This is a genomic window from Aeromicrobium camelliae, assembly GCF_003850045.1.
GTDB classification, from domain to species: domain Bacteria; phylum Actinomycetota; class Actinomycetes; order Propionibacteriales; family Nocardioidaceae; genus Aeromicrobium; species Aeromicrobium camelliae.
On the sequence record NZ_RQJX01000001.1, the window covers coordinates 22,652 to 43,675 of the forward strand.

Annotated in this window: 20 protein-coding genes and 1 tRNA gene; 16 read left to right on the forward strand and 5 right to left on the reverse strand. The window is 69.5% G+C overall.

Annotation, left to right across the window (positions count from 1 at the left end):
• Positions 1 to 22: 22 nt before the first annotated feature.
• Genes nuoE through EHW97_RS00165 form a run of 11 tightly spaced genes read left to right on the forward strand, consistent with a single transcriptional unit; the run spans position 23 to position 13,436 of the window.
• Positions 23 to 832 carry an NADH-quinone oxidoreductase subunit NuoE gene (nuoE, locus tag EHW97_RS00115; RefSeq protein WP_124235410.1) on the forward strand — a complete coding sequence of 270 codons (810 nt, stop codon included), beginning with the start codon at positions 23 to 25 and terminating at the stop codon, positions 830 to 832.
• Positions 825 to 2,153, forward strand: coding sequence for an NADH-quinone oxidoreductase subunit NuoF (gene nuoF / locus EHW97_RS00120; RefSeq protein WP_124235154.1), 1,329 nt, complete (start codon positions 825 to 827; stop codon positions 2,151 to 2,153). The genes nuoE and nuoF overlap by 8 nt, the downstream gene beginning before the upstream one ends.
• Positions 2,150 to 4,549 (forward strand): NADH-quinone oxidoreductase subunit G, encoded by a 2,400-nt coding sequence (locus EHW97_RS00125; protein ID WP_124235155.1) that lies wholly within the window; start codon positions 2,150 to 2,152, stop codon positions 4,547 to 4,549. The genes nuoF and EHW97_RS00125 overlap by 4 nt, the downstream gene beginning before the upstream one ends.
• A complete protein-coding gene (gene nuoH / locus EHW97_RS00130; protein WP_124235156.1) occupies positions 4,546 to 5,808 on the forward strand; it encodes an NADH-quinone oxidoreductase subunit NuoH in 1,263 nt (420 codons plus the stop codon). The genes EHW97_RS00125 and nuoH overlap by 4 nt, the downstream gene beginning before the upstream one ends.
• The gene (gene nuoI / locus EHW97_RS00135; protein ID WP_124235157.1) at positions 5,805 to 6,341 is read left to right on the forward strand and encodes an NADH-quinone oxidoreductase subunit NuoI; all 537 of its coding nucleotides are present in this window, start codon (positions 5,805 to 5,807) and stop codon (positions 6,339 to 6,341) included. The genes nuoH and nuoI overlap by 4 nt, the downstream gene beginning before the upstream one ends.
• Entirely contained in the window at positions 6,338 to 7,108 is a 771-nt protein-coding gene (locus tag EHW97_RS00140) for an NADH-quinone oxidoreductase subunit J (protein WP_124235158.1), read from the forward strand. The genes nuoI and EHW97_RS00140 overlap by 4 nt, the downstream gene beginning before the upstream one ends.
• Positions 7,105 to 7,398, forward strand: coding sequence for an NADH-quinone oxidoreductase subunit NuoK (gene nuoK / locus EHW97_RS00145; RefSeq protein WP_124235159.1), 294 nt, complete (start codon positions 7,105 to 7,107; stop codon positions 7,396 to 7,398). The genes EHW97_RS00140 and nuoK overlap by 4 nt, the downstream gene beginning before the upstream one ends.
• A gap of 13 nt (positions 7,399 to 7,411) precedes the next feature.
• Positions 7,412 to 9,286 carry an NADH-quinone oxidoreductase subunit L gene (gene nuoL, locus EHW97_RS00150; RefSeq protein ID WP_124235160.1) on the forward strand — a complete coding sequence of 625 codons (1,875 nt, stop codon included), beginning with the start codon at positions 7,412 to 7,414 and terminating at the stop codon, positions 9,284 to 9,286.
• Positions 9,283 to 10,815, forward strand: coding sequence for an NADH-quinone oxidoreductase subunit M (locus tag EHW97_RS00155; RefSeq protein ID WP_124235161.1), 1,533 nt, complete (start codon positions 9,283 to 9,285; stop codon positions 10,813 to 10,815). Before nuoL ends, EHW97_RS00155 begins: the two co-directional genes overlap by 4 nt.
• Positions 10,812 to 12,425, forward strand: coding sequence for an NADH-quinone oxidoreductase subunit NuoN (gene nuoN / locus EHW97_RS00160; RefSeq protein ID WP_124235162.1), 1,614 nt, complete (start codon positions 10,812 to 10,814; stop codon positions 12,423 to 12,425). Before EHW97_RS00155 ends, nuoN begins: the two co-directional genes overlap by 4 nt.
• A gap of 24 nt (positions 12,426 to 12,449) precedes the next feature.
• On the forward strand, positions 12,450 to 13,436 hold the full coding sequence (locus tag EHW97_RS00165) for a polyprenyl synthetase family protein (RefSeq protein WP_124235163.1): 987 nt from the start codon (positions 12,450 to 12,452) through the stop codon (positions 13,434 to 13,436).
• Between the two features lie 128 nt (positions 13,437 to 13,564).
• Here EHW97_RS00165 and rarD read toward each other — a convergent pair whose 3' ends face one another.
• Positions 13,565 to 14,434 (reverse strand): EamA family transporter RarD, encoded by an 870-nt coding sequence (gene rarD, locus EHW97_RS00170; RefSeq protein WP_243696238.1) that lies wholly within the window; start codon positions 14,432 to 14,434, stop codon positions 13,565 to 13,567.
• A 96-nt stretch (positions 14,435 to 14,530) separates the two neighbouring features.
• Here rarD and EHW97_RS00175 point away from each other — a divergent pair, with 96 nt between their 5' ends.
• Complete coding sequence (locus EHW97_RS00175) at positions 14,531 to 15,130, forward strand: class I SAM-dependent methyltransferase (RefSeq protein WP_124235164.1); 600 nt, start codon at positions 14,531 to 14,533, stop codon at positions 15,128 to 15,130.
• Here EHW97_RS00175 and EHW97_RS00180 read toward each other — a convergent pair.
• Positions 15,114 to 15,605 carry a YajQ family cyclic di-GMP-binding protein gene (locus tag EHW97_RS00180; protein WP_124235165.1) on the reverse strand — a complete coding sequence of 164 codons (492 nt, stop codon included), beginning with the start codon at positions 15,603 to 15,605 and terminating at the stop codon, positions 15,114 to 15,116. The two genes, EHW97_RS00175 and EHW97_RS00180, sit on opposite strands and share 17 nt — an antisense overlap.
• 93 nt (positions 15,606 to 15,698) lie before the next feature.
• Here EHW97_RS00180 and EHW97_RS00185 point away from each other — a divergent pair.
• Positions 15,699 to 15,780 (forward strand) — tRNA-Tyr (locus EHW97_RS00185).
• A 53-nt stretch (positions 15,781 to 15,833) separates the two neighbouring features.
• Here the strand turns inward: EHW97_RS00185 and EHW97_RS00190 are convergent.
• Positions 15,834 to 16,766 carry an FKBP-type peptidyl-prolyl cis-trans isomerase gene (locus EHW97_RS00190; protein ID WP_124235166.1) on the reverse strand — a complete coding sequence of 311 codons (933 nt, stop codon included), beginning with the start codon at positions 16,764 to 16,766 and terminating at the stop codon, positions 15,834 to 15,836.
• Positions 16,767 to 16,867: 101 nt separating this feature from the next.
• Positions 16,868 to 17,704 carry a sulfurtransferase gene (locus tag EHW97_RS00195; RefSeq protein WP_124235167.1) on the reverse strand — a complete coding sequence of 279 codons (837 nt, stop codon included), beginning with the start codon at positions 17,702 to 17,704 and terminating at the stop codon, positions 16,868 to 16,870.
• A 159-nt stretch (positions 17,705 to 17,863) separates the two neighbouring features.
• Here EHW97_RS00195 and EHW97_RS00200 point away from each other — a divergent pair, with 159 nt between their 5' ends.
• From EHW97_RS00200 to EHW97_RS00210, 3 genes are read left to right on the forward strand one after another with little or no spacing between them, the layout of a single operon-like run.
• Positions 17,864 to 18,781 carry an iron-containing redox enzyme family protein gene (locus EHW97_RS00200; RefSeq protein ID WP_243696239.1) on the forward strand — a complete coding sequence of 306 codons (918 nt, stop codon included), beginning with the start codon at positions 17,864 to 17,866 and terminating at the stop codon, positions 18,779 to 18,781.
• The gene (locus EHW97_RS00205; protein WP_124235168.1) at positions 18,778 to 18,978 is read left to right on the forward strand and encodes a CDGSH iron-sulfur domain-containing protein; all 201 of its coding nucleotides are present in this window, start codon (positions 18,778 to 18,780) and stop codon (positions 18,976 to 18,978) included. Before EHW97_RS00200 ends, EHW97_RS00205 begins: the two co-directional genes overlap by 4 nt.
• 9 nt (positions 18,979 to 18,987) lie before the next feature.
• The gene (locus EHW97_RS00210) at positions 18,988 to 19,524 is read left to right on the forward strand and encodes a DUF488 domain-containing protein (RefSeq protein ID WP_124235169.1); all 537 of its coding nucleotides are present in this window, start codon (positions 18,988 to 18,990) and stop codon (positions 19,522 to 19,524) included.
• Here EHW97_RS00210 and EHW97_RS00215 read toward each other — a convergent pair.
• Positions 19,503 to 20,990, reverse strand: coding sequence for an FAD-dependent oxidoreductase (locus EHW97_RS00215; protein WP_166367327.1), 1,488 nt, complete (start codon positions 20,988 to 20,990; stop codon positions 19,503 to 19,505). The two genes, EHW97_RS00210 and EHW97_RS00215, sit on opposite strands and share 22 nt — an antisense overlap.
• Positions 20,991 to 21,024: the final 34 nt, after the last annotated feature.

Consider the following 21,024-nt stretch of genomic DNA (forward strand, 5'->3'; position numbering starts at 1 on the left):
GTTGCCCGACTCGGTCGACGGCATGGTGACGCAGACGCCCACCGATCCCGCCGACACCCCGATCGGCCCCACGACGCTCGCCGAGCTCAAGGAGCTGGCCGGCCGGTACCCCCAGGCGCGCTCGGCGCTGCTGCCGATGCTGCACCTCGTGCAGTCGGTGCAGGGGCGGGTCACGACCGAGGGCATCGAGACGTGTGCACGGATCCTCGATCTCACGGAGGCGGAGGTCTCGGCCGTCGCCACGTTCTACACGATGTACAAGCGCCGCCCGATGGGCACGCACCACGTCGGCGTCTGCACGAACACGCTGTGCGCCGTCATGGGCGGGGATGAGATCTTCGAGCGGCTGTGCGGGCATCTCGACGTCGGCAACGACGAGACGACCGCCGACGGCGCGATCACGCTGGAGCGGGTCGAGTGCAACGCCGCCTGCGACTTCGCCCCCGTCGTGATGGTCAACTGGGAGTTCTTCGACCAGCAGACACCCGAATCGGCGATCGACCTCGTCGAGCGCCTGCGCGCGGGGGAGCGCGTGGCGTCGCCGCGAGGCGCGCAGATCACGTCCTGGCGCGAGGCCGAGCGCGTGCTCGCCGGCTTCGAGGACGGCCGGGTGGACGAAGGTCCTGCCGCGGGCGAGGCGTCGCTGGCCGGACTTCGCATCGCGCAGGAACGGGGCTGGCAGGCACCGTCGCTCGAGGAGGATTCCGGAACCGGGCGCGGCGGCGAGACCAAGCAGGAGGCCGCCGCCGAGGCCGACACGCAACGCGCCGAATCCGAGACCGTCGCCGAGCAGTCGCCGGCCGACGTCGAGGGAGGAGCCGACGATGACTGACACCCTCACCCCGGTGCTCACCGCCAACTGGGCCGACGACCGCGCGTGGACGCTCGCGGCCTACGAGAACCAGGGCGGGTACCAGGCACTTCGCCAGGCGTTGCAGATGACGCCGGACGAACTCGTCACCCTCGTCAAGGACTCGGGCCTGCGCGGCCGCGGAGGCGCAGGGTTCCCCACCGGGATGAAGTGGAGCTTCATCCCCAAGGACAACCCCAACCCCACGTACCTGGTGGTCAACGCCGACGAGTCCGAGCCCGGTACGTGCAAGGACATCCCGCTCATGATGGCCTCGCCGCACACGCTCGTGGAGGGCGTCATCATCGCCTCCCGGGCGATCGAGGCCCGGCAGGCGTTCATCTACGTGCGCGGGGAGGTCCTGCACGTGGTCCGCCGGCTGCGCGCCGCGGTGCGCGAAGCGTACGAGGCAGGGCACGTCGGCACCGACATCCACGGCAGCGGCATGGACCTCGACATCGTCGTGCACGCCGGCGCGGGCGCCTACATCTGCGGCGAGGAGACGGCGCTGCTGGACTCGCTCGAGGGGCGGCGCGGTCAACCCCGGCTGCGCCCGCCGTTCCCCGCGGTCGCCGGTCTGTACGCCTCGCCCACGGTGATCAACAACGTCGAATCCATCGCGTCGGTGCCGGCCATCGTGCGCGGCGGCGTCTCCTGGTTCGGTTCGATGGGCACCGAGAAGAGCAAGGGCCACACGATCTACTCCTTGTCCGGGCACGTCAAACGGCCCGGCCAGTACGAGGCGCCGCTCGGCATCACGCTGCGCGAGCTCCTCGACCTGAGCGGCGGCATGCGCGAGGGGGCGGAACTCAAGTTCTGGACGCCCGGCGGCTCCTCGACGCCGATCCTCACCGCCGAGCACCTCGACGTCCCGCTCGACTACGAGGGCGTGAGCGCGGCCGGATCGATGCTCGGCACCAAGGCGCTGCAGATCTTCGACCAGACCACGTCGGTCGTCCGCTGCGTGCTGCGATGGACCGAGTTCTACAAGCACGAGTCGTGCGGCAAGTGCACGCCGTGCCGCGAGGGCACCTGGTGGATGGTGCAGATCCTCCGCCGCCTCGACCGGGGCGAGGGCCAGCCGGGCGACATCGAGACGCTGCTCGATCTGTGCGACAACATCCTCGGCCGCTCGTTCTGCGCGCTGGGCGACGGCGCGACGAGCCCGATCACCTCCGCCATCCGTTACTTCCGAGAGGAGTTCGAGGCCGGCATGACCACGCCGTCCTCCGAGCTCTTCCCGCCGTCGCGATCCACGCTGTTCGCGACGACCGTGCTCGCCGGAGAGGGGGCGACATCATGACCGTCACCGAATCAGGCTCGACCGAAGCGGCACCCGTCGAGCTCGTGACCCTGACCATCGACGACGTCGAGGTCAGTGTTCCCCAGGGCACGCTGGTGATCCGCGCGGCCGAACTCATGGGCGTCGAGATCCCGCGGTTCTGCGACCACCCGTTGCTCGAGCCCGTCGGCGCCTGTCGCCAGTGCCTCGTGGAGATCCCGGACGCGGGCAACGGCCGCGGCATGCCCAAGCCGCAGGCCTCCTGCACCCTGGAGGTCGCGCCCGGCATGGTGGTCAAGACCCAGGTCAGCTCGCCGGTCGCGGACAAGGCGCAGCGCGGCAACCTGGAGTTCCTCCTCGCCAACCACCCGCTCGACTGCCCGGTCTGCGACAAGGGCGGAGAGTGCCCGCTGCAGAACCAGGCGATGAGCCACGGCAACGGCGAGTCGCGGTTCATCGACCAGAAGCGGCTGTTCCCCAAACCGATCCACGTGTCGGAGCAGGTGCTGCTCGACCGCGAACGGTGCGTGCTCTGCCAGCGTTGCACACGGTTCTCCGAGGAGATCGCCGGTGATCCGTTCATCGCCCTGCTCGAGCGCGGCGCGCAGCAGCAGATCGGCATCGCCGACGGGGAGCCCTTCCACTCCTACTTCTCCGGCAACACCATCCAGATCTGCCCGGTCGGGGCGCTGACCAGCGCGGACTACCGCTTCCGGTCCCGACCGTTCGACCTCGTCTCGGTCCCGTCGATCGCCGAGCACGACGCGTGCGGCGCGGCCATCCGCGTCGACCACCGTCGCGGCAAGGTCATGCGGCGACTCGCCGGTGACGACCCCGAGGTGAACGAGGAGTGGATCACCGACAAGGATCGCTTCGCGTTCACCTGGTCGAGCCAGGACGACCGGCTCCGCACCCCGTTGGTGCGCGATCCGGACAGCGGCGAACTCGTGCCCACCTCGTGGCCCGGCGCTCTCGCCGTCGCCGCCCGCGGCCTCGCGGGTAAGCCGGCGGGCGTCCTCACCGGAGGCCGGCTGACCCTCGAGGACGCGTACGCCTACGCGAAGTTCGCGCGCGTGGCCCTCGGCACCAACGACATCGACTTCCGGGCCCGCGCGCTCAGTACCGAGGAGACGGACTTCCTCGCCAGCCGGGTCGCCGGCCGGCGACCGGACGTCACGTACGCGGCGCTGGAAGCCGCCAGCACGGTGGTGCTCGTCGGCCTGGAGCCGGAGGACGAGGCCGGCACGATCTTCCTGCGGCTGCGCAAGGCGATCAAGCGCGGCGTGAAGGTCGTCGCGATCGCCAGCCACCGCACGCGCGGAGCCGCCAAGCTGAACGCTGAGCTCCTGCAGGTCGTCCCCGGGGGTGAGGCGCAGGCGCTCGCCGGGTTGCAGCTCGGCGAGCAGGACATCGTTCTCGCCGGTGAGCGGCTCGGGCAGGTGCCGGGCGGGCTCACCGCGCTGACCGGACTCGCTGAACGCACCGGCGCGCGGATCGCCTGGGTGCCGCGCCGCGCCGGTGACCGCGGTGCCGTCGAGGCCGGCTGCCTGCCGACGCTGCTGCCGTTCGGTCGGCCCGTCGAGGACGCCGAGGCCCGCGCCGACGTCGCTGCCGCCTGGAGCGTGCAGCAGCTGCCGGCCACGCCGGGTCGCGACACCGCCGGCATCGTCGCCGCGCTGGCCGCCGGGGACCTCCAGGCCGTCGTCGTCGGCGGACTCGAACTCGCCGACCTGCCCGACCCGGCCGCTGCGGCCGGCGCCCTCGACGCGGCCGAATTCGTGGTCAGCCTCGAGGTGCGCCGCAGCGACGTCACGCCGTACGCAGACGTCGTCCTCCCCGTCGCCCCGCCGGTCGAGAAGCCGGGCACGTTCCTCACCTGGGAGGGCCGACCCCGCCAGTTCGAGACGGTGCTGGACACCGGGGCGCTTCCCGACGTCCGGGTGCTCGCCGGGATCGCCGAGGAACTCGGCGCTCCGCTCGGTGTCCGCACGATCGGGCAGGCCCGCGCCGAGCTCGAGGAGCTCGGCCTGTGGGACGGCGCGCGACCTGCGCCGGCCGCGGCCCCGCCGGCCCGCGGAGCCGGCCCGGTCGGCACCGTCACTCTCGACACCTGGTCGCAGCTGATCGACGACGGCCGTCTGCAGGACGGTACGGGCGAGTACCGAGCCACGGCCCGACCCGCCCGGCTGAAGGCGAACGCCGGGACCCTCGCCGCCGCCGGCGTGGAACCGGGGGCGGCGGCGACGCTGTCGACGCCGTCCGGGCGCGCGGTCTTCATCGCCGACGTCGCCGACCTGCCCGACGGCGTGGTGTGGGTGCCCGCTCGTTCCGAGGGCGTGCACGTCCGCGCGCTGCTCGCCGCGGGCTTCGGTGACCGGGTGACGTTGGGCCCCGCCGACGGAGGTGAGGGCGCATGAACGACGACCTCTGGGGCAACGACCCGATGTGGGTCGTGCTGCTCAAGGCGCTGCTGATCTTCGTGATCCTGGTGCTCTACACGCTCTTCAACATCTGGTTCGAGCGCCGCGTCGTCGCGCGGATGCAGCACCGCGTCGGGCCGAACATGCACGGCCCGTTCGGCTTGCTGCAGAGCCTCGCTGACGGCGTGAAGCTCGGCCTGAAGGAGGAGGTCTTCCCCAAGGCCGCCGACCGGATCGTCTACTTCCTGGCGCCGATCCTCGCGGTGGTGCCGGCCTTCCTCGCGTGGGCCGTGATCCCGTTCGGACCTGAGGTGACCATCCCCTTCACCGACGTGCGCACCGCCCTTCAGCTCACGGATCTTCCGGTGGCGGTCCTCTACATCCTGGCCGTCACCTCGGTCGGCATCTACGGCATCGTCCTGGCGGGATGGTCCTCCGGCTCCACCTACGCCCTGCTCGGCGGCCTGCGATCGAGCGCCCAGATGATCTCCTACGAGGTCGCCATGGGACTGGCGCTGGTGAGCGTGTTCATCTTCGCCGGATCCATGTCCACGTCCGAGATCGTCGCCGCGCAGGAACAATGGTGGTTCTTCCTGCCGCTGCTGCCGTCGTTCATCATCTACGTCATCGCGATGGTGGGCGAGACCAACCGCGCCCCCTTCGACCTTCCCGAAGCCGAGGGCGAGCTGGTCGGCGGCTTCCACACCGAGTACTCGTCGTTCAAGTTCGCGATGTTCTTCCTCGCCGAGTACATCAACATGGTCACCGTCTCCGCGCTGGCCACCACGATGTTCCTCGGCGGATGGCGCGCGCCGTTCGGGATCGCCCAGATCTGGCCCGGCGCCAATGAGGGCTACTGGCCGGTCATCTGGTTCCTCGGCAAGACGCTGTTGTTCATCTTCCTGTTCATCTGGCTCCGCGGGACCCTGCCGCGCATGCGGTACGACCAGTTCATGCACTTCGGCTGGAAATGGCTCATCCCGATCGCGCTCGGCTGGACGATCGCGGTGGCCTTCATGCGCAAGGCGATGCAGGAGGAGTTGTTCACGCAGCAGAACGTGCTGTGGGCCGCTGGCGTCGTCGCGATCCTGCTCCTGGCGACGTTCCTCATCCCGGAGAAGAAGACCCAGGAGCCGGCTCCTGAGGACGACCACGACGCGGAGTTCGACGCTTTCGCCGGCGGCTACCCCGTACCCCCGATGCCGGACCGGGCCACCACTGACCGCGATGCCTCGAAGGAGGTCGGCCGACCGTGAGCACCCTGCGCGAGACCCTGTGGGATCCGATTGCCGGATTCGGGGTGACGTTCCGGACGATGTTCAAGAAGCCCGTCACCGAGCAGTACCCGAAGGAGAAGGTGCCGACCGCGCCCCGCTTCCACGGGCGCCACCAGCTCAACCGCTGGCCGGATGGTCTGGAGAAGTGCGTCGGCTGCGAGTTGTGCGCGTGGGCGTGCCCGGCCGACGCCATCTACGTCGAGGGCGCGAGCAACACCGAGGACGAGCGGTACAGCCCCGGTGAGCGGTACGGCCGCGTCTATCAGATCAACTACTTGCGCTGCATCCTGTGCGGACTGTGCATCGAGGCGTGCCCCACGCGCGCCCTGACGATGACGAACGAGTACGAGCTGGCCGACGACGATCGGGCGAATCTGATCTACGAGAAGTCCGATCTGCTGGCGCCGCTGCTGCCCGGCATGGTCGAACCGCCGCACGAGATGCTCATCAGCGACGACCATCACGACTATTACCGGGGCAAGACCCTGCCGATCGTGGAGGCCGACTCATGACCACGTTCTGGGTGCTGGCGCCGCTCATGGTGCTCGCCGCGCTCGGGCTCCTGTTCGCCAAGAAGGCCGTGCACGCCGCACTGTGCCTTGCGGTGGTGATGATCAGCCTCGCGGTGCTGTACGCGCTGCAGGACGCCCCGTTCCTCTTCGCCGTGCAGATCATCGTCTACACCGGCGCGATCATGATGCTCTTCCTGTTCGTGCTCATGCTCGTCGGCGTCGACCGCAGCGATTCGCTCGTCGAGACGATCAGGGGCCAGCGACTGGCCGCGGCAGTCGTCGGGGTCCTGTTCGCGGTCACGATGTCCGTCGCGGTCGGCCAGGTCGTCGTGAGCTCCACCATCGGCCTGGACGCCGCGAACGAGGGCGGAAACGTCGAGGGGCTCGCCGAGCTGCTGTTCACCCGGTACGTCGTCGCGTTCGAGTTCACCGCGGCCCTCATGATCACCGCGGTGCTCGGCGCGATGGTGCTCGCGCACCGTGAGCGTCTCACGCCGCGCCGCACGCAGATCGACGTCCAGCGCCAGCGCATGCGCGAGTACGCGGAGACCGGGCGGCACCCGGGCAACCCGCCGACTCCCGGCGTGTTCGCGCGGCACAACGGTGTCGACGTCCCGGCCCTGCTGCCGGACGGTTCGCCGGCGGAGGAGTCCGTGCCCGACAGCCTGCGCAAACGCGGCCAGGAGCGCACCGACGTCGACATCAGCGCAGCGCAGCGCCGCGCGCGCGAGATCGAGCGCGGCGACCGGAAGGACGAGGACGCGTGACCGAGTACATCACCCTGTCGTTCCTGCTGTTCACGATCGGGGCCGTCGGCGTCATCGTGCGCCGCAACGCGATCGTGGTCTTCATGTGCATCGAGCTCATGCTCAACGCCACCAACCTCGCGTTCGTGAGCTTCGCCCGCCAGCACGGCAACCTCGACGGGCAGACCGCGGCCTTCTTCGTCATGGTCGTCGCGGCCGCCGAGGTCGTCATCGGCCTGGCGATCATCGTGTCCATCTACCGCACGCGTCGCTCGGCCTCGGTCGACGACGCGAACCTGCTGAAGGCCTAGGGGAGGGAGCACGATGCTCGAGTTGTCCTGGCTGCTCATCGCCATCCCGCTCGCGGGCGCGGCCCTCCTCCTGCTGGCCGGCAGGAGTTCGGACGCCTTCGGTCACCTGATCGCGACGGCGGCTTCGGCCGCCGCCTTCGTGCTCGGACTCGTCATGTTCATCGAACTGCTCGGGCGCGACGCCGGCGACCGTTCCGTCACCTCCTCCCTCGGCACCTGGATCGAGGCGGGCCGCTTCCACGTCGAGTTCGCATTCACCTTCGATCAACTGTCGAGCCTGTTCGTCCTGCTCATCACCGGCGTCGGCACGCTGATCCACGTCTACTCGATCGGCTACATGGCCCACGACGAGCGCCGCCGCCGCTTCTTCGCCTACCTCAACCTGTTCGTCGCGGCCATGCTCACTCTCGTGCTCGCGGCGGACTACCTCGTGCTGTTCCTCGGCTGGGAGGGCGTCGGACTCGCCTCGTATCTGCTGATCGGGTTCTGGCAGCACAAGCCGTCGGCCGCCGCTGCCGCGAACAAAGCGTTCATCATGAACCGCATCGGGGACGTCGGCATGGTCATCGCGATCATGACGATGTTCGCGACCTTCGGCACCACCTCGATCGCGGCAGTCAACGGCGCCGCCGGCGAGGTCAGCGCCGCTACGGCCACCGCCCTGGGCCTGCTCCTCCTGCTGGGCGCCTGCGGCAAGTCTGCGCAGGTGCCGCTGCAGGCCTGGCTGCTCGACGCGATGGAAGGCCCCACGCCGGTGTCCGCCCTCATCCACGCGGCCACCATGGTCACCGCCGGCGTCTACCTCGTCGTCCGCTCCGCGGGCATCTACGACGCCTCGGAGGTCGCCCGCACCTTCGTGATCGTCGTCGGTCTCGTGACCCTCCTCGTCGGCGCCTGGATCGGTTGCGCGAAGGACGACATCAAGAAGGTGCTGGCCGGCTCGACGATGAGCCAGATCGGGTACATGATGCTGGCCGCGGGCCTCGGCCCGGCTGGTTACGCCTTCGCGATCTTCCACCTGCTGACCCACGGCTTCTTCAAGGCCAACATGTTCCTCGGCGCGGGCTCGGTCATGCACGCGATGGACGACGACGTCGACATGCGGCACTACGGTGCGCTGCGCCGGGCCATGCCGATCACCTTCGCCACCTTCGGACTCGGGTACCTGGCGATCATCGGCTTCCCGGGCATGTCCGGCTTCTTCAGCAAGGACAAGATCATCGAGGCCGCGCTCGCGCACAACCTCTGGATCGGTGTCGGCGCGATGATCGGCGCGGGCATCACGGCGTTCTACATGACCCGCTTGATGATGATGACGTTCTTCGGCGACCAGCGCTGGCGCGACGGGGTGCACCCGCACGAATCGCCCAGCGTCATGACCATCCCGCTCATCGCGCTGGCCGCGCTCTCGGTGCTCGGCGGCGCGCTCTACCTCGGCAACTGGATCGGCCACTGGCTCGAGCCGGTCGCGGGCCACGCCGAACATCATGAGCTCCCTGCCCCGGTCATCGTCATCCAGCTGGCGGTCCTCGCCCTGGTCGCCGCCGGGGTCGCGCTCGCGGTGTGGCTGTACCGCAGCGACGTCCCCGATACTGCTCCCGCGGACGCGGACGTCTCGATCCTCACGCGGGCCGGGCGCCACGAGATCTACACGAACGAGGTCAACGGAGCCCTGGCCGTCTTCCCGGTGCGGTACCTCACCCGCTTCCTCGTCTGGCTGGACGCGAGAGGCATCGACGGTCTGGTGCGCGGCACAGCGGACCGCATCGGTGAGGCCGCGCAGGGATTGCGGGCCACCCAGACCGGGTACGTCCGGTCCTACGCCCTCGGAATCTTCGGCGGCGCGCTCGCCGTCGTCCTCGGACTCTTGGCGGTGACCCTCGGATGATGCTGACTGTCCTGGCTCTCACGCCGCTGCTCGGAGCGCTCGTTCTCGCGTTCTGGCCGCGGTCGGCCGACCCGCGCCTCGTCAAGACGATCGCCCTCGCGGTGTCGCTCGTCGCACTCGTGCTCGCGGTCGTCATCGCGATTCAGTACGACCCTGGTGCGGGCTATCAGTTCGTCGAGGAGCGCGAGTGGATCGCGGCCATCGGCGTGCACTACGCGCTCGGGCTCAACGGCATCGGCCTCACCCTCGTGCTGCTCACGACGGTGCTCACGCCGGTGGTCATCCTCGCCGCCTGGGGCGACCGGCTGCCCGATCCCAGCCGCACGAACAGCTACCTCGCCTGGATGCTCGCGCTCGAGGGACTCGCGATCGGCGTCTTCGCCGCGACCGACGTCTTCTTGTTCTACGTCTTGTTCGAGGCGACGCTCGTCCCGCTCTACTTCCTCATCGGCGCGCACGGCGGCGTGGGCCGCTCCTACGCGGCGGTCAAGTTCCTCATCTACAACCTCGTCGGCGGCCTGCTCATGCTCGCGGCCATCGTCGGGCTCTACGCGCTGACCGCCGAGGCCGGCGAAGCGAGCTTCCTGCACAGCGACCTGCTGGGACTCGAGATGGGCGAAGGCACCGAGCGGCTGCTGTTCCTCGGCTTCTTCATCGCGTTCGCGATCAAGGCACCGTTGTGGCCGCTGCACACCTGGCTGCCCGATGCAGCGGCCTCGGCCTCGGCGTCCACCTCGGTCCTGATGGTCAGCATCGTCGACAAGATCGGCACCTTCGCGATGATCCGGTGGTGCCTGGAGATCTTCCCCAACGCCTCGCAGTGGGCCAGTCCCGTCGTGCTGGTGCTCGCGGTCGTCAGCATCCTCTACGGAGCGCTGCTGGCGATCGGCCAGGACGATCTGCGACGGCTGATCGCCTTCACGTCGGTCTCGCACTTCGGCTTCATCATCCTCGGCATCTTCGCCTTCACGACGCTGTCCACCGCCGGCGCGACGCTCTACATGTTCAACCACGGGTTGTCGACCGCCGTGCTGTTCCTCGTGACGGGCATGATGATCGCCCGACGCGGCTCGGCCAACATCTCCGACTTCGGTGGCGTTCAGAAGATCGCTCCGGTGCTCGCCGGCGTCCTGCTGATCGGTGGCCTGTCGAGCCTGTCGCTGCCCGGACTCGCGCCGTTCGTCTCGGAGTTCATGGTGCTGGCCGGCACCTTCACGGTGTCGCGGCCGCTGGCCGTCGTCGCGACGCTCGGCATCATCCTGGCGGCGCTGTACATCCTGCTGATGTACCGCCGCACGATGACCGGACCGCTGGCTCCGGGAGCCGAGGGCGTCCGCGAGCTGGATCGGCGCGAGGTCGCCACGTTGGCGCCGGCCGTGGTGCTGATCGTGGCCCTCGGCTTCGTGCCGCAGCCGCTGCTGTCGGTCATCGAGCCGGCCCTCGAGCCCGTGCTCGCGGCGGTCTCCGCCGGCGATCCAGTCCCCACCCAACCGGTCGAAGCCGGGGCGAGCGAAGGAGCACAAGAATGATCGCGCCCACCGCCGACACCCCGATCCCGGCCGCGCAGATCGATTACGGCGCACTGTCGCCGCTGCTCATCGTCGCCGGCGTCGCGGTACTCGGGCTCGTGCTCGAAGCGGTCCTTCCGCGGCGACGTCGCTTCGTCATCCAGGCGATCGTGACGGCCGCCGGACTCGTGGTCGCGCTCGTCACCAGCGTCCTGGTCTACCTCGACCTACCCGACGTGGACGAGGTCGAGCGAGTCGCGCGCGGAGCGGTGGAGGCCGAAGGGGCCGTGACCGTCGACGGCCCGGGCGTCCTGACGTGGATCCTGCTCGTCGTGTTCGCGTTGCTGAGCCTCGGCCTCTTCGCCGAACGTCGCTTCGAAGCCGGCTTGAGCCCGTTCACCGGACGCGCGGCGGACGTCCCCGGTTCGCGCGAGGAGAGCGAGGCCGTCACGCACCGGCTGGAGCACACCGAGGTCTTCCCGCTCATGCTGTTCGCGCTGTCGGGCATGATGCTCTTCGCCACGGCGAACGACCTCATCACGATGTTCGTCGCGCTCGAAGTGCTGTCCCTGCCGCTCTACGTCCTGTGCGCCGTCGCGCGGCGCCGCCGGCTCATCAGCCAGGAGGCCGCGCTCAAGTACTTCCTGCTCGGCGCGTTCTCCTCGGTCTTCTTCCTCTACGGCGCGGCGCTCGCCTACGGCTACGCGGGCAGCCTCAACCTCACGCTCATCGATGAGGCAGTCACGGCCCGCAGTGACAGCGGCGGCCTGCTCCTGGTGGCGATGGCGATGATCGCGGTGGGCCTGCTGTTCAAGATCGGCGCGGTGCCGTTCCATGCGTGGACGCCCGACGTCTACCAAGGTGCGCCCACGCCGGTCACGGCGTTCATGGCGGCGGCCACCAAGGCCGCGGCGTTCGTCGCCCTCATGCGAGTGTTCTTCGTGGCGTTCGGCGGCGCCTCGTGGGACTGGCGTCCCACGATCTGGGCCGTCGCGGTGCTCACGATGATCTTCGGCTCGATCGTCGCGATCGCGCAGACCGACGTGAAGCGCATGCTGGCGTACTCGTCCATCGCGCACGCCGGCTTCCTGCTCGTCGGCGTCTCCGCCGCCTACCTCGGCGTCGCCGACGGGCTGTCCGTGACGTCGGTGTCCAGCGTGCTGTTCTACCTGTTCGTCTACGGCGTCGCCACGATCGGAGCCTTCGCGATCGTCACGGTGGTGCGCGACTCGGCAGGGGAGACGACCCACCTCGCCAAGTGGGCAGGACTCGGGCGGCAGTCGCCGTGGCTCGCAGGCGCTTTCACGCTGTTCATGCTGTCGTTCGCCGGCATTCCGCTGACGGCCGGCTTCATCGGCAAGTGGGGCGTCTTCGCGGCGGCGTGGGCTGGCGGCACCTGGCCGCTCGTCGTGATCGGCGTGCTCGCGAGTGCGTTGGCGGCGTACTTCTACGTCCGGGTCGTCGTCCTGATGTTCTTCACCGAGCCGGTCGGGGACGGCCCGACGATCGCGGCGCCGGGCGTGTTGACTACCGTGGTCATTGCGCTGGCTGCCATCGCCACGGTGGTGTTCGGTATCCTTCCTGGGCCGATGCTCGATGTCGTGCAGCACGCCGGCGCGTTCGTGCGCTGAGTCGTCACTGCTGAGGAGAACCGCGTGGCTGTAGGAGTGTCGTTCGACGACCCGGGTCTGACGACGCGCGTCCAGAACGGGGTCGATCGCGTCGAGGAGCTGCTCGCCCGATCCGTCCACAGCCCCGAACCGTTCCTCGCGGAGGCGGCCGCGCACCTTCAGCGGGCGGGCGGCAAGCGGTTCCGGCCTCTGCTCACCGTGCTGTGCGCCGAGTTCGGCAACCCGGAGTCCGCGGACGTCGTGCCGGCGGCCGTCGTGGTCGAGCTGACCCACCTCGCCACGCTCTACCACGACGATGTGATGGACGAGGCGTCCGTGCGACGCGGAGCGCCGAGCGCCAACGCGCGCTGGGACAACTCCATCGCCATCCTCGTCGGCGACTACCTCTTCGCCCAGGCGTCCCACCTCGTGGCAGGTCTGGGCACCGAGGCCGTGCGCATCCAGGCGCAGACCTTCGCCCGTCTCGTCCAGGGCCAGATCCGCGAGACGATCGGCCCCGCCCAGGGCGAGGACCCGCTGCAGCACTACCTCGACGTCGTGGCCGACAAGACCGGCTCGCTCATCGCCACCGCCGCGCTCTTCGGCGCGAAGATGTCCGGCGCGAGTACTCAGGTGCAGGAGACGCTGCTCGAGTTCGGTGAGCGCATCGGCATCGCCTTCCAGCTCGCCGACGACATCATCGACATCGCCAGCGAGAGTGGGGACTCGGGCAAGACCCCCGGGACCGACCTGCGCGAGGGTGTGCCGACGCTGCCGACCCTGCTCGTGCGTCGTTCGACCGACCCGGCCGACGCCCACCTGCGCGACCTCCTGGCCGGCCCGATCACCGACGAGGAGACCGTCGGCACGACGCTGGCGCAGCTGCGATCGCATCGCGCGATGGACGAGGCGCGCGCCTACGTGCGCGGGGAGGCCGACGCGTCCCGCGCTCTGCTGGACACGCTCCCCGAGAGCCCCGCTCGGGCGGCTCTCGCCGAGCTCTGCGACACGGTCGTCACCCGACTCGGCTGACCCGCTACGGGCGGTGCGTCATCACGCAGGCGCCGAGCGGGCGGTGAGTCATCACGCAGGTTTGTGCCGTGCGGTGCGTGGCAGGTCACCGCCCCAGCGCGACGCTACGAGAGCCGGCGCACTGATCCTCAGAGGACGGTCGAGCCCTCGGCGGCCTGACGCAGGGAGCGCCGGCGTGAACGCCACGCGTCGACCGTGAAGACCACCAGCGCGAGCCATACGAGCACGAAGCCGAACCAGCGCGCCGACCCCATCTGCTCGCCGAAGACCGTGAGTCCGAGGATGAACTGCAGGATCGGGCCCAGGTACTGCAGCAGTCCGATCGTCGAGAGGTTGAGGCGCGTCGCCGCGGCGCCGAACAGCAGGAGCGGGACCGCGGTGACGATGCCCGTGCCCATGAGCAGCGCGAGGTTGCCCGCGCCGTGGTGACCGAAGACCAGGTCGTCGCGGAACTGCAGCGCCACGAGGAACGCGAGCGCGAACGGGAACAGGATGGCCGTCTCCACCGCGAGGGCCTCGACGGCCCCCAGGTTGGCGCGCTTCTTCAGGAAGCCGTAGATCGCGAACGAGCCGGAGACCGTCAGGGCGAGCCAGGGCGGACGGCCGTAGTCGACGGTGAGGATGACGACGGCGATCGCGCCCAGCCCTACCGCCATCCACTGTGCGCGGCGCAGCGTCTCGTTGAGGACGAAGACGCCGAGCAGCACCGTGACCAGCGGGTTGATGAAGTAGCCGAGCGAGACCTCGATGACGTGCCCGTTGTTGACGCCCCAGATGAAGCCGCCCCAGTTGATGGCGATCACCACCGAGGCGAGCGCCAGCCACACGAGCTGACGGGGGTTGCGGACGATCGTCCCGAACGCGGACCATCGGTGCGCGACGGTGAGGAGCCCGATGCAGAACACGAGCGACCACACCACGCGATGGGCCAGCACCTCGAGAGCGCCGGCAGGTTCCAGCAACGGCCAGTAGAGCGGGAACAGTCCCCCAGCACACATAGGCCGCCACGCCGTAGGTCAACCCGCTGCGAGACTGCTGTGCCACGATCGCAATGTACGCCCGCCCACTGTCACCACGTCCGGCAGGATGGGGACATGACGACACCACGCTGGTTCACCGACACACCGGACGGTCACTCGCAGTGGTATGTCGAGCGGTTCCGCGCGCTCGCGGCCGAAGGGGCGGATCTGTCCGGAGAGGCGCGGCTCCTGGACGCGATCGTCCCTCCGAGGTCCCGTCTCCTCGACGCCGGATGCGGTCCTGGCCGGATCGCCGGGGCGCTCCACGAGCGCGGACACGAGGTCGTCGGCGTCGACGTCGACCCGGTGCTCATCGAGGCGGCGAAGGTCGACCATCCGGGGCCGCGCTACGAGGTCGCCGACCTCGCCACGCTCGATCTCGGCAGCCGCTTCGACGCCATCGTCATGGCGGGCAACGTCATGGTCTTCGTCGCCGAGGGCACCGAGGGTCAGGTGCTGCAGCGCCTCGCCGAGCATCTGCGTCCCGCAGGCAGGCTGCTCATCGGCTTCCGGCTCGACCGCGGATACGGCCTCCAGGAGTTGGACCGCGACGCCCAGGCGGCCGGACTCCGCCTCACGCAGCGGTTCGCGACGTGGGACCTCGAGCCGTTCGGCGACGAGGCCGACTTCGCCGTGAGTCTCTTCGTGGCCGGGCGGATCAACGGTAGTTGGTGAACTGCACCGCGAAGTCGAGGTCCGCGCCCTTGACGAGCGCGATGACCGCCTGCAGGTCGTCGCGCTTCTTGCCCGAGACACGCAGCTCGTCGCCCTGGATCTGGACCTTCACGCCCTTGGGGCCCTCGTCGCGGATGAGCTTGCTGAGCTTCTTGGCCTGCTCGGTGCTGATGCCCTGGCCGAACGAGCCGTCGATCTTGACGTCCTTGCCGGACTGGCGAGGTTCGCCGGTCTCGAGCGCCTTGAGCGAGATGCCGCGCTTGACGAGCTTCTCCTGGAACACGTCGAGCACAGCCAAAGCGCGCTCCTCGGCGTTGGCCGTGATCTCGATGCCGAACTCGCCCTTCCACTCGATGCTGGCGCCGGTGTTCTTGAAGTCGTACCGGGTCGCGATCTCGCGGGCGGCTTGGTTGAGGGCGTTGTCGGCCTCCTGACGGTCGATCTTGCTGACGATGTCGAAGGACGAATCGGCCATGAGTGCTTCACTTCCTGACGAGTGGGGCTGGTTTCTTCCACCCTAGGGGGCTGCGGTAGTGTTGCATGCTGTCACCCCACGGTGACGTGTCCTGGCAGGTTGCCCGAGCGGCCAAAGGGAGCTGACTGTAAATCAGCCGGCATTGCCTTCAGAGGTTCGAATCCTCTACCTGCCACGCACACGAGGCCCCCGCCCGGATCCGTCCGGACGGGGGCCTCGGCGTTGGGGCTACTCGATGCTCTTGATCTCGATGAGGAACACGAGGGTCTGTCCGCCGAGCTCGGCTGCGGCCGGGTCCTCTCCGTAGCCGTACTCCGGCGGGATGGAGACCAGCAGGCGCGTTCCGACGCGCTGGCCCACCAGCGCGGCCTCGAAGCCCTCCACGACCCCGCTCGTGCTGAACGTGGCCGGTTCCTTGCCGTAGCTCTGATCGAAGACCTCGCCGGTGTCCCAGCTGGTGCCCTGGTAGTCGACGGTCACCGAGTCGCCGCTCTCGACCTCCTGCCCGTCGCCTTCCTCCAGCACCGCGAGCTGCAGGTCGGCCGGCGGATCGGTGTCCGGCAGGGTCACGACCGGTACACCGTCCTCGCCCGACTCCACCTCGGGAACGTTCTCGGTCCACTCGGCGGGCTCGGGCGGAACGTCCTTTTCGACGACGTCGACGACGACGACCATCGAGTCGTCGGCGTTCAGGCCGAGGTCCGGATATCCCGCGTCGCCGTAGACGTCCGCCACCGGCGCGACCGTGACGACGCGCGAGCCGATCGGGACGCACTCGATTCCCGCCGTGAACGCCTCGAAGACCTGCTCGTCCGCGACCGCCAGGTCGGCGCTTTCGGAGAAGGCGTACTCGCCGGAGGTGCCGTTGTAGACCGTCACGATCGTCGAGACCGAGTCACCCGGCCGAGTGGTCTCGCCGTCGCCCTCGTCGACGACGGTCCGTTGCAGGCCGTCGGCGTCCAGGGGCGCTTCGAATGTCGCCTCGGGCTCGGTCTCGCCGAAGGTCCCGCTCACCTCGACTGCGTCGCTGGACGCCCCGGCGCTGTACTCGCGGCACTGCTCGGCGGCCGCGTCCTCCTCCTCGGACGAGTCCGACGAGCAGGCGGTCAGGAGAAACGCCGGGATGAGGACCGGTACCAGGAACCGATGAGATCGATGCATCAGGGGGGACTCCGTTCGCGGGTGAGACGTCGTGTCGGACTCCACCCTCTCGGATCTTCCTGACAGAAACCTGTGACGGGCCTCGCGCGAGGCTGAGGAAGTCAGTCCCGCTCGAGGGGCCGGTGCCCGTCGGCCGTCCACGCGGTCATCGATCCGTCGTAGACCGCCACGTCGCTGCGGCCTGCCGCGAGGAGCGCGAAGGCGGCTGCGGTGGCCGCGATCCCACCTCCGCAGTAGGTGACGGGACGGATCTGCGGGTCGAGGGCACCGACGTTCTCGAAGAGCGCGGTGAGTTCGTCGCGGTCCTTCAAGGTGCCGTCGGGCCGGACGAGATCGGGGAACGGCACGTTCACGCTGCCCGGGATGCGGCCTGCCGCGAAGGACTCGGCGTCCAGCGCATTGACCAGCAGGATGCGGTCGTCGCCGGTCGCGGCCTCCACCTCCTCGGTGGAGAGCATGCGTTCCGGGCGGCGCCGGGCGGTGAAATGCGCGGGCGGGTAGTGGGCGCCTCCGGATTCGGTCGGGTATCCGGCGGCCTTCCATGCCGCGAGGCCGCCGTCGAGCACCTGGACGTCGTCGAAGCCTTCCAGGCCGAAGTGCCACCACAGTCGGGTGGCCCAGATGCCGTTCGCGTGGTCGTACACGACGACAGTGCTGTCATCGCCCACGCCCGCCGCTGCGACGACCTCGGCGAAGCGCTCGGAGGCCACCGGGGTGAAGCGGAGCGCGGAGCCGGGGTCGCTGAGGTCGGCGTTCTGGTCGATGAACGTCGCGTGGGGGAGGTGCTCGGCGAGGTAGGTGTCACGCGCGGACTCGATGTGAGCGCCGTCCTCGTCGAAGGAGAGGTGGACGGTGGCGTCGACGATGACCAGGTGCGGATCGCCGGCATGCTCACGCAGCCACTCGGCAGAGACCAGGGGTAGAGAGGGGGACGTCATGGGTCAACGCTAGGTCGGTGTGCCCAGCCGGAACGCGGTCTCTCAGGCAGTGGACGGTTTCGTCGAGTGGCGGACCTGCCACGGAGGTGCTGGTATGAGGACCAGGTTCTGTCCCTACCTCGAGGAGCGAATGTGGTGCTACCGGCTGCGCGAGGCCGCTTGAGCGAGGAGCTCTTCTCTGCGCTCGTCGCCAACGAACCCCTGGCCGGACGGTCGTTCCCGCAGGCCGAGTCCCGCGATGACGAACAGATCGCCCTGTGGGCGTTGTACGAGTTGCACTACCGCGGCTTCGACGAGCTCGACGCTGACCTCGAGTGGGATCCCGACCTGCTGCGGGTGCGCCGCGACCTGGAGAGGTCGTTCGAGGACCGTCTGCGCTCGTGGGTGAGCATCCCCGATGCGGCAGGGCCGGTCTCGGAGGTCATCGAGAAGCTCATCGCCGTCGACGACGCGCCGTCGATCGCGCGTTTCGTCCAACGCCGCGCCACCGGTGATCAGGTCCGCACCGTGCTGAGGCACCGCTCGATCTACCACCTCAAGGAGTCCGATCCGGTGTCGTGGATCGTCCCGCGGCTCGATGCGGGACCGAAGGCGGCGCTCGCCGGGCTTCAGTTCGACGAGTACGGCTCCGGTCAGCCCTCGCGCCTGCATCACCGGCTCTTCGCCGAGGGGATGCGCGCGGCAGAGCTCGACGACACCTACGGGCGTTACATCGACGACGCGCCGGTGGAGATCCTCGAACTCAACAATGCGATGTCGCTGTTCGGTCTCCACCGCCGTTGGCGCGGCGCGGGGTTGGGCCACCTCGCCGTGTTCGAGGCCACCAGCTCGATCCCGTCGCGCCAGATGGCCCAGGGCCTGCGGCGACTCGGCTTCCCCGAGGCCGTCGCCCACTACTACGACGAGCACGTCGAGGCCGACGCGGTGCACGAACAGCTGGCGCTGCGGCTGATCTGCGACGTCCTCGTCGAGGAGGAACCCGATCAGCGTGACTGCGTGCTGTTCGGAGCGGCCACCTGCCTCGAACTCGAAGCGCGCTATGCCCGCACGGTCCTCGGGGAGTGGGATGCCGCATGAGTGCGGACGAGCCTGACGTCATCATGTGCCCGGACGGGCCCATGCTCCTGCGCGGCCATCACCGCGTCGCGGACGAGTCCGGCGACGTCTTCGAGACCGAGCGGCCGTTCAGTGCCGTGTGCCGGTGCGGCAAGTCCGCCACCCGGCCGTGGTGCGACGGGTCGCACAAGCTGCTGCGCCGGACGAAGCCGGCCTGACGCGGACCGATGCCGCTCCTGACGTTCGGGCACGGCACCGCGGGCCGCGCTGAGATCACCGCGCTGCTGACCGGTATCGAGGCCACCGGCGTCGTGGACGTGCGCCGCTATCCGGGCAGCCGGCGCAACCCGGACGTCAGCTCCGACGCCCTGGCGAGCTGGCTTCCCGAGGCCGGCATCGACTATCGCTGGGACGCCCGACTCGGCGGTCGCCGCCGCATCGATCCCGACGTCGACCCGGCCACCGACCGATGGTGGCGGGTGGAGCAGTTCCGGGCGTACGCGGCACACATGCGCACCAAGGAGTTCAGCGAGGGCCTCGACCAGGTCCTCGCGCAACTCACGTCCGAGCGCCCGGTACTGGTGATGTGCAGCGAGAGCGTGTGGTGGCGCTGCCATCGACGGCTCATCAGCGATGCCGCCGTCCTCTTGCGCGACGTGCCCGTCCGGCATCTGGGCCATGACGGTCGGCTCACCGAGCACATCCCGTCCGCGGGCGCTCGCGTCACCCCCGACGGCCTGGTCTACGACCGCGACCCGTCGTAGTGCTCCTGCTTCGCGCGCAGCGGGCACACGGCGGGACCCTCGATGACGCTGCCGTCCTCGTCGAAGCGCGAGCCATGGAGGGGGCAGTCCCACGACTCCTCGAACGAGTTCCACCGGACGACTCCCTGCAGATGCGTGCAGACGGCGGACAGCTCCTGCGGCCCGGACGTCGTCGGTGACACGCCCTGCCGCACGACCGCGGGCTCGTCCGCGCCCGGAGTCGTCTGAACGAGCCCCTTCGTCCACCGCAGGGCACCGTGTGCCGCGACGCCGAGGTTGTAGTTCACCAGGCCGATGGTCTTGCGCAACGTCGGCCGGTTCCGATAGAGCGTCGAGGCCCAGTCAGGACGGTCACCCAGGATCCGCCCACTGATATCGAGCGCCGCTGCCACCCCGTTCGTGAAGCCCCACTTGGCGTATCCGGTCGCCGTGTAGAGCCCGTCCTCGCCGGCGATCTGCCCGACGATCGGCAGCCCGTCCGGCGTCGCGTAGTCCTGGGCGGACCAGGAGGCGAGCTCCTCGGTCGCGTCGAAGTGGATGCGCGTCCACGCCTTGAGCTCACGCAGGCAGGAACTCTCGGTCGGGCCGCGGCCCGTGACATGCCCCGCTCCGCCGGTGAGCAGGACTCGCTGACCGTCCCGCTCGGACGAGCGCACCGACCAGGGGGACGAGCCGGCCGTGAGGTACATCCCGCGAGGCGGGTCAGCGTCCATCCGAGTGACGAGCGCGTACGAACGCTCCGGGTGGAGCCGGGCGAAATGGCCGCCGCGATCGAGGATCGGCGTGCCGGTCGCCACGGTCACGGTGCGGGCGCGCACCTCGCCGTGGTCGGTCTGGACGCGATACCCCTCGCCGTCGGGCAGCACCTCGGTCACCCGCACGCCTTCGACGAGCAGGCCTCCCGCCGCACGGAATCGTGCGACCACGTCGGTCACGAACGCCATCGGATCGACCTGGGCCTGATCGCGAAGGAGGACGGCGCCGTGCGTCCGGAAGGGCAGCTCGGTGTCGTCGGCCCACTCCACCGCGAGACCTGCGCGTCGGGCGGCCTGAAGCTCGCGGATCACCGTGGAGCGTTGCGGAGGCGACTGCGCGACGGTGTACGCGTCCTGCCGCTCGAGCCAGCCGGGGTTGTCGTCGGCGAAGCGCACGAGCCAGTCGAGTCCGGCGAGCTGAGCGGTCGCGTAAGCCCGGGCCACCTGCCGACCGTGCTGGCGTTCGATCTTCGAGGCCCGAACGCCTTGGAGCGCGGTCACTTTGGCGGTCGAGCGACCCGTCGTTCCGGCGCCGACGGACCGCGCCTCGACGATCGCGACGCGTCGCCCGGCCTGCGCCAGCCGAAGGCCGGTCACGGTGCCGGTGAGGCCCGCGCCGATGACGATGTCGTCGAACTCGGCGTCCTCCGTCCAGGCGTCGGAACTCGTCGCGGGGGCGGGCGAACCCCACCAGCTCGGTCGATCGCTCATGGAACCGGTGTTCCCCAACAGGGAGCAGCGAATC